The sequence below is a fragment of the Moorena sp. SIO4G3 genome (genome assembly GCF_010692305.1).
GTDB lineage: Bacteria > Cyanobacteriota > Cyanobacteriia > Cyanobacteriales > Coleofasciculaceae > Moorena > Moorena producens_A.
The window spans coordinates 45,441-58,971 of sequence record NZ_JAAHIG010000023.1 but is presented as its reverse complement, the minus strand read 5'-3'; the positions used below and the strand labels follow the sequence as shown (position 1 = coordinate 58,971).

Annotated in this window: 14 protein-coding genes and 1 pseudogene; 12 read left to right on the top strand and 3 right to left on the bottom strand. The window is 44.2% G+C overall.

Annotated elements, in window-relative coordinates; translation table 11 throughout:
- Positions 1–24: 24 nt before the first annotated feature.
- Complete coding sequence (locus tag F6J99_RS06560) at positions 25–867, bottom strand: hypothetical protein (protein WP_293112225.1); 843 nt, start codon at positions 865–867, stop codon at positions 25–27.
- A 472-nt stretch (positions 868–1,339) separates the two neighbouring features.
- Positions 1,340–1,861 (bottom strand): phosphoribosyltransferase family protein, encoded by a 522-nt coding sequence (locus F6J99_RS06555; protein ID WP_293112224.1) that lies wholly within the window; start codon positions 1,859–1,861, stop codon positions 1,340–1,342.
- Between the two features lie 220 nt (positions 1,862–2,081).
- On the opposite strand from F6J99_RS06555, the gene F6J99_RS06550 reads away from it, so the two are divergent.
- A complete protein-coding gene (locus tag F6J99_RS06550; RefSeq protein ID WP_293112223.1) occupies positions 2,082–3,782 on the top strand; it encodes an MFS transporter in 1,701 nt (566 codons plus the stop codon).
- 249 nt (positions 3,783–4,031) lie between these two features.
- On the opposite strand, the gene F6J99_RS06545 is transcribed toward F6J99_RS06550, so the two are convergent.
- Positions 4,032–4,286: a hypothetical protein gene (locus tag F6J99_RS06545; protein WP_293112222.1), complete on the bottom strand. Its 255-nt coding sequence runs from the start codon at positions 4,284–4,286 to the stop codon at positions 4,032–4,034.
- Between the two features lie 715 nt (positions 4,287–5,001).
- Here F6J99_RS06545 and F6J99_RS45460 point away from each other — a divergent pair.
- The 11 genes and pseudogenes from F6J99_RS45460 to atpA all read left to right on the top strand — a co-directional run.
- Complete coding sequence (locus F6J99_RS45460; protein WP_365972751.1) at positions 5,002–5,271, top strand: pentapeptide repeat-containing protein; 270 nt, start codon at positions 5,002–5,004, stop codon at positions 5,269–5,271.
- Positions 5,272–5,312: 41 nt separating this feature from the next.
- Positions 5,313–6,773 carry a flavin-dependent dehydrogenase gene (locus F6J99_RS45455; protein WP_365972749.1) on the top strand — a complete coding sequence of 487 codons (1,461 nt, stop codon included), beginning with the start codon at positions 5,313–5,315 and terminating at the stop codon, positions 6,771–6,773.
- Between the two features lie 64 nt (positions 6,774–6,837).
- Positions 6,838–7,851 (top strand): hypothetical protein, encoded by a 1,014-nt coding sequence (locus F6J99_RS06535; RefSeq protein WP_293112220.1) that lies wholly within the window; start codon positions 6,838–6,840, stop codon positions 7,849–7,851.
- A 46-nt stretch (positions 7,852–7,897) separates the two neighbouring features.
- Positions 7,898–8,062, top strand: a complete 165-nt coding sequence (locus F6J99_RS06530; protein WP_293112219.1) for a hypothetical protein — start codon at positions 7,898–7,900, stop codon at positions 8,060–8,062.
- A 475-nt stretch (positions 8,063–8,537) separates the two neighbouring features.
- The gene (locus F6J99_RS06525; protein WP_293112331.1) at positions 8,538–8,891 is read left to right on the top strand and encodes an ATP synthase subunit I; all 354 of its coding nucleotides are present in this window, start codon (positions 8,538–8,540) and stop codon (positions 8,889–8,891) included.
- Positions 8,892–8,967: 76 nt separating this feature from the next.
- Positions 8,968–9,717: a F0F1 ATP synthase subunit A gene (atpB, locus tag F6J99_RS06520; RefSeq protein ID WP_070392128.1), complete on the top strand. Its 750-nt coding sequence runs from the start codon at positions 8,968–8,970 to the stop codon at positions 9,715–9,717.
- A 133-nt stretch (positions 9,718–9,850) separates the two neighbouring features.
- On the top strand, positions 9,851–10,096 hold the full coding sequence (gene atpE, locus F6J99_RS06515; RefSeq protein ID WP_008181101.1) for an ATP synthase F0 subunit C: 246 nt from the start codon (positions 9,851–9,853) through the stop codon (positions 10,094–10,096).
- 101 nt (positions 10,097–10,197) lie between these two features.
- The gene (locus F6J99_RS06510) at positions 10,198–10,629 is read left to right on the top strand and encodes a F0F1 ATP synthase subunit B' (protein WP_293112218.1); all 432 of its coding nucleotides are present in this window, start codon (positions 10,198–10,200) and stop codon (positions 10,627–10,629) included.
- A 222-nt stretch (positions 10,630–10,851) separates the two neighbouring features.
- The gene (locus F6J99_RS06505; RefSeq protein WP_293112217.1) at positions 10,852–11,385 is read left to right on the top strand and encodes a F0F1 ATP synthase subunit B; all 534 of its coding nucleotides are present in this window, start codon (positions 10,852–10,854) and stop codon (positions 11,383–11,385) included.
- Positions 11,382–11,936 carry an ATP synthase F1 subunit delta gene (gene atpH / locus F6J99_RS06500; RefSeq protein ID WP_075898226.1) on the top strand — a complete coding sequence of 185 codons (555 nt, stop codon included), beginning with the start codon at positions 11,382–11,384 and terminating at the stop codon, positions 11,934–11,936. Before F6J99_RS06505 ends, atpH begins: the two co-directional genes overlap by 4 nt.
- A 194-nt stretch (positions 11,937–12,130) precedes the next feature.
- Positions 12,131–13,339, top strand: a pseudogene (gene atpA, locus F6J99_RS06495) (F0F1 ATP synthase subunit alpha); the annotation flags it as partial.
- Between the last annotated feature and the right edge of the window lie 192 nt (positions 13,340–13,531).

The window sequence follows — 13,531 nt, the reverse complement described above, 5'->3', positions numbered from 1 at the left end:
GGCAATAACCAGACCAGCCTAGGATTATAGCCGCTTAGCATAGCAGCGTAATCCAGTCAGTTCTGTTGTGATAGAATCTTCGATTTGGGATGGATCGCTATCGGGTAAGCTACCACCTTGGAGTTGCAAAATATCCTTAGCTTGCATCTCCAACAACCACTCATTGAACTGGGAACGACTGACACTATCCCCAATTTCCCGTCTAATCCGATAAATCGGTACGAGATCATCAAGGTTATAGTCCTGATTTAGCTTGTCGTAGACCTCCAAGACCACCGACTCAAAGGTTTCATAAGAAGCGATCGCATTTTCCCCAGTTTTCGCAGCATCAGCCCCTGGGTCAACCACTTTAGCCACTGAGCTTCTCTCTCGAATCCAATTTAGAACAGCCTTGACATCCTTAGCTCTGACCAGACTACCGTCAAACTCAAAATCAGCGCTTTTGATGCCAGCATCTAGTACTTCCAAGCCTTGCTCTGTCAAAAACACATACTCGATTCGGGCTTTTTTTGTTTTCTTTATCGTCCCATCTGTTTCCAATGTTTTAAAGATGTCAGTATAATCACCAGACCTCTCATTATTCAGTTTTACTGTATCACTTAAGTCTTTTCTTTTCACCTCCTGCTTTGATCCCCCTAGATCCCACAAGTGTAGTAGCAGACGAGTTGTAGCTTGGGCTGGGGTACCTCGTAACCCTTTTTTATTTTCTTTCTTCTTTTCTGCTTCAGGGTTTGTTGACATTTCCGTTTGTTCTGTTTGTTCTACTGTTGACATTTCCGTTTGTTCCGTTTGTTCTACTGTTGACATTTCCATTTGTTCTAGGTATTTAGTTCTAGGTATTGAGTAGATCAGATTATGGCTTGTCACCTCTCTATCCAGTGATAGCCTAACCAATAGTATGATGCCAATTCGGCACGATTTAGTGAGAAGCTGTAAATTTTTATGGCTACCCTAGCCTCAGGCCAGCCAAATTAAGCGTCTACCTTTGTATAGCTCTAAAATGACATTTTCAGGACATTTTGAGGGCTAAAAGTAATAGCTAAGTTAATCACAGGTTCGCAATCACAATTCCCCATGGTATTGCCCCTTGGGGTGCATCGGAATTGCGAAATACCACTCACTTGCCTAATCGATCAGAATTTCCAAACTATCCAGTCTTTCCCCCCAGAAAGCGATCGCATTTACTGGGACAATCTCAAATTCTGCCAGCTTGAGTAGAGCAAGGTAGTCGAGTCTCGATATTATATCACTTCTGTTCAGTCTAGGTTACTTTCAACTATTATTTCTGTGCTATTTCTGTTCCCCCTCTGCTGGCTCTGCTCACTCTGCCGTGATCGGATCACACTTCTGTAACTAAATAGGTTTGAGCCAAATCAGCTGGACTCATGGACTCATACGGTTCAAAAGGCTGATGAATCCAAGGATTATCTGGCAAATAATCTACATAGTAATCAGGAGCAATGCCAGAACAGGCTTTATACCAGATCACAGCAGTACGAATCTCCTCAATTTCTGTACCATAATGACTATAAAGCCATTTAATCCCCTCTCGTAGACTAATACCAGAATCCACTAAATCATCCACCAACAGGATCCGATTACCTAATTTTGCCGTCGTCATGGCCAGGTGGCTCGAAAAGGTTATCGGTCCTCGGATCCGATTGTCTGGTCCAGTATACGAAACAGCAGACAGAATCCCTAAGGGCTGATTGTAAATGCGACAGAGGATATCACCAACCCGTAATCCGCCCTTAGCAATACAGACAATCTGGTTGAAATCCCAATCGGCTTGATAGACTTTCACAGCTAGCCGTTCGATTTTTTCATAGTACTCTGACCAGGAGACGTAAAGTTCTGACATAGTTCGCGCCATTGATATTGGTTAGGTATTGCTCAGGGAATTGACCTGAAACAAAAGTCGAAAACTATTCGACCGAATCTGGCCGTTGTTCCCAATAAACCCAAGTTCCGAATTTCCCTACTTCTACAAGAAGTCTAATGTTAGAAATGGCTTATGAGTGATTCGTTTTGCTAAAAAAATTCCTATCACTACATTCGCTAGCTAAATTATCTTATGGGTTATGAGTGATGTTTCTAGTTCTGATGCCAGTAATCGTCCCGAAGTCTCCGGTGGACTCGAAAAGCTTAACTTTACCACCAAACTAGCTTATGGTGCTGGAGATATGGGTCCAGCCATGACCGCCAATCTCTTAGTCTTTTACCTCCTGCCATTTTTAACCAATGTGGCTGGTTTACCAGCGGGTTTGGCAGGGAGCATTCTGATGATTGGCAAAGTTTCCGATGCCATCAATGATCCCATGGTTGGGATTATGAGCGATCGCACTCGTTCTAGTTGGGGGCGTCGGATTCCCTGGATGCTGTTTGGGGCAATTCCGTTTGGTGTTCTGTTTTTCCTACAGTGGATTGTCCCCCACTTCAGCAATAACAATACCATTAATAACTGGTTACTGTTTAGCTACTATCTTCTGATTGCTATTCTGTTCAACATTGCCTACACGGCAGTTAACCTACCCTACACCGCCCTAACCCCAGAACTCACCCAAGATTACAACGAACGCACTAGCCTCAACAGCTTTCGCTTTACCTTTTCCATCGGTGGCAGCATCCTAACCTTAGTTCTAGGGGGATTAATTTTTAGTGCCTATGCCGGTGATAGTGGTAAGCAATATCTAGTGCTAGGGTTAGTCACCACCTTGCTGGCGGTGCTGCCGATATTTTGGTGTGTGCTGCGCATCCAAGAACGAGGTGCACAGCCTATATTGGGAACTCAGCAGAAAAAGACTGTAGGAACTCTGCTCACCCTAATTGGACCTCTATCATTTTTCTATGGCATTGCTCGGATGATCCCAGTGACTGCCAAATTATTGGGTGCCACTAGCAACCCTGATATCACTGGTATCTTTCTGAGTCTTCTTGGTTTACTAATTACCGTCTTTGGTATAACTCTAATATTTTCTACCCCAGAACCCCACCTGAAACATAGCTCTGCTTTTACAGAGCGCTCTGAAGCTGACACTTCAGCCTCCTTATCCTATTTTGAGCAACTGCGGATTGTATTCAGTAACCAGCCTTTTCTATATGTGATTGGTATTTACCTGTGTTCCTGGTTAGGTGTCCAGTTAATCGGTTCTATCCTGCTTTACTTCGTAGTCAATTGGATGGGATTGCCCGAGTCTACCTTTCCCTTAGTCGCCCTTGCGGTTCAAGGTACTGCGTTATTAATGCTGTTTTTCTGGAAGATGGTCAGTGAGCGATTGGGCAAAAAAACCGCTTACTTTATGGGAACTAGTCTGTGGGTTATCGCTCAAGTTGGTATATTTTTGCTACAACCTGGTCAAGTTATCTTAATGTACTGTTTAGCTATTATGGCTGGTTTTGGGGTTTCTGTGGCTTATCTCATCCCCTGGTCGATGGTGCCCGATGTGATTGAACTTGATGAATTGACAACAGGTCAGCGTCGGGAAGGGGTATTTTACGGCTTCATGGTTTTGCTGCAAAAACTTGGTTTAGCCCTAGGGTTGTTTTTAGTCGGTATTGCCCTAGAGTGGTCAGGATTCATCTCATCTACTGCTGGGCAACCAGTCCCGACCCAACCTGATTCGGCACTGCTAGCCATCCGTATCGCTATTGGACCATTGCCAACCCTATTCTTGATTGGTGGTATAGTACTCGCTTACTTCTATCCCATCACCAAGGAATTTCATGCCCAAATTCTTTTGCAGCTACAAGAGCGTAATGCAACTACTAGGCAAGGGGAATAGGAATTGATCGGTTCTGTTAAGGATCTAGTTTGACTCAGGAGTAGTGTTCTAACTGGGGGAAATTTGCCAATCAATAGACTTCGCCGGAGTTCTCAGGCAAAAGGCTTGCATAAACAACAATTGAGGCAAACAGGATCATAAAACTACTAAGTATAGCAGGTCTAATGCCAATCAATCAATCAATGATGAAAAAGGTAGATGCATTATGGCTTGAGTCGTCGCAATTAGCCTAAGCAGCTCGGGCGTTGCTTAAGACGCCTGCCATTCCAATTCAGGCAGACTCTCCCAGGCTTCGACAAGCAGGTCATTGAGTAATACTCTTTGTGAGTGATCAAGCCAATCGTCTTCTGCTAAGACTTCGGCAGTTAAATCGTCAAGGGACTGTCCCTCTTGACGGGCAATGTGAATGACACCAGCAATCGCCATGACCACCAGTTCTTCATCAACTGGTTGTTGACGTAGGGCGACTATTTCTTGTGGACTAGCTGGAATGGGATAATTCATACCTAACAAACAAGGGCACCCTTGACTATAACTAAACTGAAATCAATGTAAAGTATTTTTACGAATATTAAACAAGTCGATACTTGGAAGCTTAGCGTATTTTCACTACTGATTACCTCCGTCTCTCCTCTTAATGACATTTGTGATCACATAACCCCTATGAAAGAGATTTTGTACGTAGAAATCCCTACACCAGACACCAAGACTGTCTGCCACTGGTTGCAACAGGAATGGCAGCCTAAGCTCGGGGATAAGATAATCACGCCGGATGGTATCCGTCTGCAATGGGAGACTACTCCTGATGAGAATTCTAATCACAAGACTACAGTTGTAGTTTCTTTGATTCCAGAAATCTCGATTTTTGTGTGGTCCGTCCAGCGAACCACCTACCTCAAAGCCTTTCGTTGGTCCGAAAAGCCCCTGAGCGGCGAAACGCTAATTCTAAGACAGCTGACCCAGAGTCTTCGGGATCAATTCCCGTACCACTATCCAGAACCACCGGATGTAGAGTTATCTGAGCAATCTATCTTTGAAGCATTAGCACCCTATTATCCTCAGACTGTGCACTTTTTCCGGAAAATGCCTAGAGGAGAATATGACCTTAATCGAGTTTATTGGTGGGAAAAGCGCTGGCGTGAGGGGGTTCGTAACCCCCAGCAGCCCAAGCAGGTCCTGTTTAAGGAGTTGAAGGTTGAAAGTTCCCAACAGTTGAAGGTTGGCCAGTTGCAGGTTGTTCGCGAAGCGTGGCCTTTTGGCCAAGGTTCCCAAAATAACCTTCAACCTTCAAACCTTCAACCAACTAACCTTCAACCATCTAACCTTCAACCATCTAACCTTCAACCATCTAACCTTCAACCAACTAACCTTGAAACAACTAACCTTGAAACAACTAACCTTCAACCATCTAACCTTCAACCATCTAACCTTCAACCATCTAACCTTCAACCGACTAACCGTCAACCTTCAACCTCTAAGTACGACGTAATCTACATCGGTGGTGCCTTGGGAGTGATCCATGCTGCAACAATGGCGCAGCGGGGTTATCGGGTATTGCTTATTGAGCGGTTAACCTTTGGGCGGATGAACCGGGAATGGAATATTTCACGGGATGAGTTTCAAAGCCTGATTGATTTGGGTTTATTTACTCCAACTGAGTTTGAAGGGATTATTGGTAGGGAATACGTTGATGGATTTAATAAGTTCTTTGATAGCAACAACCCACCCCACTTGAAAGCAGCGATATTGCACACGCCAACGGTGCTCAATATCGCCATTGATTCTGCTAAATTTTTGCAACTGTGTGGGAAAAAGCTCACCAGTGCTGGGGGAGAAATCTGGGATGAGACAGAGTTTATCCAAGCAACTATCACCCCAGAGGACGTTGTGGTGGAAGTGCAACACTTACCGACTAAATCTCACCGACAAGCGAGTGGTCGTCTGTTGGTGGATGCCATGGGAACGGCTTCACCAATTGCTTGGCAGCTCAATGGGGGTAGGGCGTTTAATAGTGTCTGTCCTACGGTGGGGGCTGTGATTGAGGGATTAGAGCCTCAGGTGTGGGATTCCGATTATGGTGATGTTCTCAATAGTCATGGGGATATTTCCCGGGGACGTCAGCTGATTTGGGAGTTGTTCCCTGGTGCAGGTGAGGAATTGACAATTTATTTGTTCCATTACCATCAGATACATCCTGAGAATCCCGGCTCTTTATTAGAAATGTATGAAGATTTCTTTACTATCTTACCGGAATACCGCCGATGTGATATTGAAAAGTTGGTGTGGAAGAAACCAACCTTTGGGTATATTCCCGGACATTTTACGGTCGGAAGTCGCGATCGCATTGTGGCCTTTGACCGACTGGTTGCCATTGGTGATGCTGCTTCCCTTCAGTCCCCCTTGGTGTTCACTGGCTTCGGTTCCTTAGTGCGTAACCTCTATCGCTTAACCGATCTGTTGGACACTGCCTTGCGGCACAATCTTTTGAGTGTTAAGGATTTAAATCAAATTCGCGCCTATCAAAGTAATATTGCTGTGACCTGGCTCTTTTCCCAAGGGATGATGGTACCAACAGGTCGTCATCTACCACCCCAGCGGATTAACGCCATGCTCAATACTTTCTTTGGGTTGCTGGCAGATGAACCACCGGAGGTACCAGATACGTTTATTAAAGACCGTTTCAGTTGGTTAACCTTTAATCGACTGGCACTCAAAGCAGCTCGGCGAAACCCTGCCCTCATCCCCTGGATTTTGGAAATGGCTGGTGCTAAGGATTTCTTGCTTTGGGTAGGCAGTTACTTAAGTTTTACTAGCAATGCCTTTGTCAGCGGGTTGCTCAAAGGTTGGTTTCCCAGTCTAGTTCGACGGTTACAGCCCTGGCTTGAAAAGCGTTATCCACGGCTTTGGTTACAGTTGTTGGCTCAAAGTTATGCCATCACAGCTGGGATGGGGCGTCCTGAGAAAATAAACCGTGAGCTCAAATTCCATTGAATACTTATCATTGAAGGTTATTCGTTAATGGTTAATTAACGAATAACCAAGAAGGAAGATGATAATGAGTCAAAGAAAGAGTTTAGTAATTATCTGTCTAATTTTAATCGCTGTGGTCGGTGTTGTCATTAATGTCAAACTTTTGCAAGTTTGGAACTATAACACTGAAGGACATGATATTTACTATAGCTGGGTAGAAGGGAAGCGAATTTTATCGGGGGAAAATCCCTACGCTAGAGTCTTATCGGGAAATATGAGAGAGAATCAGAAGTATGCTACCTATTTCCCCCTTTTTTATTGGCTTTCAGCATTAACTCAATTATTGGGGTTCCAAGACTACTCAGACTGGATTTCCCTATGGCGACCGATATTTTTAATGGTTAATATCGGTATTGCTGGTTTAATTTTCTATCATTTGTATAACCATAACCTCTTTATATTTGGCTGGTTTGCTGCTTTATTCTGGTTACTGAACCGATGGACAATTTATGTTAGTATCGACGGCAACTTGGATTTCCTAGCTATATTTTTTCTGATTCTTTCCCTGATGTTACTGCCGAAACACAAGTCTACAGCTTTCTTGATGTTTAGCTTGTCTTTAGCGATTAAACAAATTGCTATATTTTTACTACCACTTTATCTGATTTGGGCTTGGCAATCATCAGACGATAATCCTGTAAAGGATACCTTCATCGCTTTGTTGTTAATACTTGTTATCCCTGGGATCACGTCACTACCATTTATCTTATGGAATGCAGAAGGATTCTTTAAATCAATTCTATTTTCAGCCACTAGAAATCCAGACGGACATGTTAATGCTCCTTCCTTAGATGGGTTAATTACATTATCAAATCCTGATTTCATTGGTATCAAAGCTAAGTTGCCAATGGTATTGGTAATGAGTCTAGTATTTCTGAGTGCCATGAAGCGACAAATTGGCATCTATACTAGTGCTTTGCTGACCATGTCGGTATTTATTGAATTCAATTCAGTAATATTTAACCAATATTTTTGTTGGGTTGTACCTTTGTTGCCTCTCGCTAGTTGCGAGATACTTCTTAAGAAGTACGCCAAATGAGATATCCTTCTGTCAAACGCGATGCTCGGTACGAGCCGCTACGCGATTGGCCGTAGGCCACGCTACGCGATGCTCGGTACGAGCCGCTACGCGAACGCATCAAGATCCCAATACAATATATAGACTTTCCCTGTTGAGTGACAAATTTTGGTTTGTCCGTTGGGTCGAACATAGTGAAACCCAACATTGGCAATGGTTTTGTTCGGTTTAGCTACCGCTCCACCGCTACCTAAGTAAAACCGTTGATTTTAGGAGTAAAGTCAGTCAATCACCTCTAGCACTAGTCCCCTGCCCCCTCAAGGATGGAGCTATACAAACTTTCGTCCGCACCTCAAGGACTCAGAGAAAATCATTGGTGTGGTCAGCCTAAGTCTGGAAGCTTAGTTTGTGTAGTCACTACCTATCCGTTACATGCACCCATGCGTTGCCGCATTTATCCATCACCCTGTCAGCCGAAACCCTTACTTATACCGCACTTCGGAGGGATTAGTTATTTTTATACCAGATTTGTTAAGTATTGTGACCTTTCCCATGATATGATTACCTCTGGTTTGTGAAAACAAGCCAGATGACTGGACTAGCATTTGCTGCTACCGGTGAACTTGTCAGATGACCCTCTTGAGAAACCATTGACCATGGAGGAAAACACGCAAAAAAGTTACTTATCCCCTTCAACGAGTTCGTCAATGGAGGAGTATTACCAACTCAAACAAACTCTGTTGTTGGTCACCCTAGTCGCGACAGGGATTATTTTCATCTGTGTGTGGCTGGTTTACTCCCTCAACATTGCCTTAAATTATTTGATCGGGGCGTGTACTGGTATGGTTTACTTGAGAATGTTGGCTAAAGACGTAGAGCGGCTAAGCCAACAAAATAGGCGTCCGAGCATGGCTCGGTTTGCGGTTTTTATTGGGATAATTGTAGTAGCCAGTCAATGGCAAAAATTACAAATACTTCCTATATTTTTAGGGTTTCTGACGTACAAAGCCGCAATTATCGTCTATATCCTGCAAAGCCTAGTAAATCCTACCTCTAAGTAAGATTTATTTAAGTCGGATTTATTGGTAGGATAAACAGACGTTTCACCCTTGACAGAAATCTGGGTAAATCTCCAGAATGGAAATGATAAATGCTTTAAACGTTCTGAATTCTTTACCCCTTGCTTCCTTAGAAGTTGGTGAACACTTTTATTGGCGGATTGGCAATTTAACATTACACGGTCAGGTTTTTCTCACCTCCTGGGTAGTGATTGCTATTCTGGTAGTAGCTTCCCTTGCGGCAACTCGAAATGTCCAAATGGTTCCTGGCGGTATCCAAAATTTAATGGAGTACGCCCTAGAATTTTTGAGGGATTTAGCGAAAAACCAGCTAGGGGAAAAAGAATATCGCCCTTGGGTACCTTTTATCGGTACACTGTTTTTGTTTATCTTCGTGTCAAACTGGTCAGGAGCCCTAATTCCTTGGGGAATTATCGAGCTCCCATCCGGTGAGCTGGCGGCTCCTACCAATGACATCAATACCACCGTTGCTTTAGCCTTACTAACATCCTTGGCGTATTTTTACGCTGGTTTGAGCAAGAAGGGTTTAGGTTACTTCGCTGGCTATATTCAGCCAATACCAATCCTCTTGCCGATCAAGATTTTAGAAGACTTCACCAAGCCCCTCTCCCTAAGCTTCCGTTTATTTGGCAATATTCTGGCAGATGAACTGGTAGTAGCAGTGTTGGTGCTGCTAGTGCCTCTGTTTATCCCGTTGCCAATTATGGCGCTAGGTCTATTTACCAGTGCAATTCAAGCCCTGGTATTCGCTACCTTGGCAGCTGCCTACATTCACGAGGCAATAGAAGTCGAAGGCGAAGAACATTAAGGGATAACCTTAGTCATCGGAATCGCACGGTAGCCTTAAATTAGAAATAGTTGGAATTGATCACTCCTTCGGAGTTTCCTTCTGACTAGTAGCTCTGTATTTTGTTCTTTAATCACGGATAAGAAAAATCATCATGGATCCAATCGTTGCTGCTGCTTCAGTTGTCGCTGCTGCTCTTGCTGTCGGTTTAGCTGCTATCGGCCCTGGTATCGGTCAAGGAAATGCTGCTGGTCAAGCTGTAGAAGGTATTGCTCGTCAGCCGGAAGCTGAAGGAAAAATTCGCGGTACTCTGCTGTTAACCTTGGCATTCATGGAATCCCTGACTATCTATGGTCTGGTAATTTCTCTGGTACTGCTGTTTGCTAACCCATTTTCTTAGAACCTGATACTTTATGTAGAGACGTTGCAGGCAACGTCTCTACATGGTAGGTCTGATACGGTTAATTGTTCGGTTTTATTCCGATTTGGGATTTGTAAAAAATGTTTGATTTTGATGCTACTCTGCCTCTGATGGCATTGCAGTTTCTAGTTTTGACAGTCGTATTAAATGCCATATTCTATAAGCCACTGACAAAAACGCTGGATGAGCGTGACGAATACATCCGGAATCAGGAATCTGATGCCAAAGAACGCTTGTCTAAAGCCGAAAACATGGCTAAAGAGTATGAAGAACAGTTGGGTCAAGCCCGGAAGCAGTCTCAAGCTGTGATCGCTGCTGCTCAAGAAGATGCCAGAAAAATGGCAGCTCAAGCGGTTGCTGAAGCCCAACAAGAAGCTCAGGCTGAACGAGCAAAAGCTCAAGAAGAAATTGATCAACAGAAACAGCAAGCAATGGCTTCCCTCGAACAACAGGTGGATGATCTATCTCGCCAAATCTTAGAAAAATTGTTAGGGCCAGCGTTAGTAAGATAAATGGTGGCGTCTTGACCGCCTCACCCATATATTTACTAAAACTCCTAAGAGATTTGCGATGTGGGAGTACTGTCAAACTATTTCAAACTATTAATTATCTTGAGATAATTGTCTTGAGATAATTGTCTTGAAATAATTGTCTTGAGATAATTATCTTGAGAGTAGGTGGACAGGTCATAGCTTAGCAAGATTATGCGTTCAAAACAATTGTAAACGGATATGATGGGGAATTTAGTATTATTGGCAACAGAAGCTCATGGAGAAGGTGGTTTTGGATTAAACTTTAATATTCTTGAAACCAACCTAATCAACCTGAGTATTTTGTTGGGAGTACTCTACTACTTCGGAAGCAAATTAGTGGGAAACATTTTGAGTGAGCGACGCTCAAAAATTGAACAGGCCATTAAAGAAGTAGAAGCTCGTCAAAGACAAGGAGCCGAAGCCTTAGCAGATCAACAGCAGAAGTTAGCTCAAGCCCAAGTCGAGGCAGAAAACATTCGTGCTGCAGCAGAAGTTAATGCTAAAGCAGCTAAAGAGGCAATTTTGGCCGCTTCGGCTCAAGAGATTGAACGGATGAAAGAATCAGCAGTTCAGGATTTGAACTCGGAAAGGGAACGAGCAATGGCCGAACTACGCCAGCGAGTTGCTACCATGGCAATGGCTAAGGTTGATGCCCAACTCAGAGATACATTAGATAATTCCGCTCAACAACAATTAATTGACCGCAACATCGCTCTGTTGGGAGGTGGCTCATGAAAGGTGGTTTTTTGAGTGGCCAAGTACTCGAACCTTATGCAGAAGCGTTGCTCGATTTGGCTAAGTCCGATAACGAACTCAAAGGCAAACTCAGTGAGGATGTAGATACTCTGCTGAGTCTTTTGAAAGAATCGCCACAATTGCAGGAGTTTTTAGGCTCTCCTGTGGTCAGAGCTGAGGATAAAATCGGGGTCTTGCAACAAATTGCTGGGGACCAACTTCACCCCTACACCATGAATTTTTTAAGGATTCTAGTAGACCGTGGGCGCATTGCGTTTTTGGAAGGCATTTGCCTGAAGTACCAAGAACTTCTCAGGGAGTTAGATCAAACTGTTTTGGCTGAGGTCAGTTCAGCAATAGAACTTTCTGAAGCTCAGCAAGAATCAGTTCGTGAGAAAGTTAAGTCCCTCACGGGAGCCAATCAGGTAGAACTGGATACAAAAATTGACCCGGATGTAATTGGTGGTGTGATCATTAAAGTCGGGTCTCAGATATTTGATGCCAGTCTAAAAGGACAACTCCGTCGCATCGGTATGGCTCTGACGAGTTGAAGTACGTCACGTTGGTTGTTCGCCCCGTAGTCGGTGTAGGGTAAGTTAGTTGGTTCTCTGAGGGTTACCTTTTAGGGTAGGTTAGTTGCTTAAAGATTAACCCCTTGGGACATAACCTTGAACAGTCAACAGTCAACAGTCAACAGTTAATAGTTAACAGTAAACAATTAGTTAGTTAACGATAAAAACACATCATGATTAGCATTAGACCAGACGAAATAAGCAGCATTATTCGGCAGCAAATTCAAGGATATAACCAAGGTTTTGCGGTTTCCAACGTTGGAACGGTTTTGCAAGTTGGTGATGGTATTGCCCGGATTTATGGCTTGGAAAAGTGCATGGCTGGGGAACTGCTGGAGTTTGAAGATGGCACCGTTGGCATTGCCCAGAACTTAGAACAGGACAATGTGGGTGCAGTGCTGATGGGGGATGGTTTAAATATCCAGGAAGGTAGCTCGGTTACTGCTACTGGTAAAATTGCTCAGGTACCCGTCGGAGAGGCACTGATTGGTCGGGTAGTTGATGGCTTGGGTCGTCCCATTGATGGTAAGGGGGACATTCAAAGCACTGAATCCCGTCTGGTGGAATCCATGGCCCCAGGGATTATTGCGCGGCGTTCAGTTTGTGAACCCATGCAAACGGGAATCACCGCTATTGACGCTATGATTCCCGTTGGACGCGGTCAGCGGGAGTTGATTATCGGTGACCGACAAACCGGGAAAACTGCTATTGCTGTAGACACAATCATCAACCAGAAACAGGAAGATGTAATTTGTGTCTATGTTGCTATTGGTCAGAAGGCATCTACCGTAGCCCAAGTGGTGAATACCCTCCAGGAAAAAGGAGCATTAGACTACACTGTGGTCGTGGCAGCGAATGCCAATGACCCAGCTACTCTACAGTTCTTGGCTCCCTACACCGGTGCCTCGATTGCCGAGTACTTTATGTACAACGGTAAGGCAACCCTAGTGATTTATGATGACTTGTCTAAGCAAGCTCAAGCCTATCGCCAGATGTCCCTACTCCTGCGCCGTCCACCAGGACGGGAAGCTTATCCAGGAGATGTGTTCTACGTCCACTCCCGGTTGTTGGAACGGGCAGCTAAACTGAATGATGAACTGGGTGGTGGTAGTATGACCGCTCTGCCTATTATTGAAACTCAGGCTGGTGACGTATCAGCTTACATTCCGACTAATGTAATTTCTATTACTGATGGTCAAATCTTCCTCTCCTCTGACCTATTCAACTCTGGTGTCAGACCAGCGATTAACCCTGGTATCTCAGTGTCACGGGTAGGTTCTGCTGCCCAAACTAAGGCAATGAAGAAAGTGGCTGGTAAGTTGAAGCTAGAACTAGCACAGTTTGACGACTTGCAAGCCTTTGCTCAGTTTGCCTCCGACTTGCTAATTAAGGCACTCACCATCCAGGCTAAGGTTTTTAGATGGCGCAGATCGAGGGTAGCTGCTGTATTGACACAGAAAGTCTAACAGTTGATCATGAATTTGGGTAGAGTTGGACATGCTCCGATCGGCTGGTTGTGTAGTGACTCTAGCCTCGCATATCCCTCTACCCTTTTTGTACGAGTCTTGCCTTCG